Consider the following 548-nt stretch of genomic DNA (forward strand, 5'->3'; position numbering starts at 1 on the left):
TAAAGCGCGCGTCTTGGTCTTCTGCATCGTTAAGCTCTGAGAAGCCGTTTGCTACTTCACGGCCACCGATGAAGAACTCAAAGCGGTCTGTGAAGAATGGGTTGTCATCGCTACGACGTGCCAGTGGAGAAATATCCGCTGGGTAGCCAGTGATGAACGTAGGCTGCATTAGTTTAGGTTCTGCAGTTTCACCGAAGATCTCTTCAAGAAGCTGACCACAAGTCCAGAAAGGTTCTACTTCAACGTGAACAGATTTCGCGATAGAAACCATTAGTTCGCGGTTTTGTAGATCTTCTTCCGTTAGCGCTTGGATTTGAGCGTGGTCTGGGTTGTAGTGTTTGATTGCTTCAAACATGCTCATGCGAGCGTACTTACCGCCAAACTCAACAGTATCTTCACCGTAAGGCATTGATGTTGAACCTAGAACTTCTAGTGCTACAGAGCTTAGTAGTTCTTCAGTGAAGTCCATTAGATCTTTGTAATCCGCGTACGCCATGTAGAATTCCATCATTGTGAATTCTGGGTTGTGACGTGGAGAAAGACCTTCG

Annotated in this window: 1 protein-coding gene; it reads right to left on the reverse strand. The window is 46.4% G+C overall.

Features of this window, described 5'->3' with window-relative positions; genetic code table 11:
- Positions 1-548: amino acid--tRNA ligase-related protein (locus R7E78_RS29595; protein ID WP_318059078.1), on the reverse strand; the 548-nt coding region annotated here is incomplete at both ends.

This window comes from Vibrio sp. YT-19(2023) (assembly GCF_033337395.1).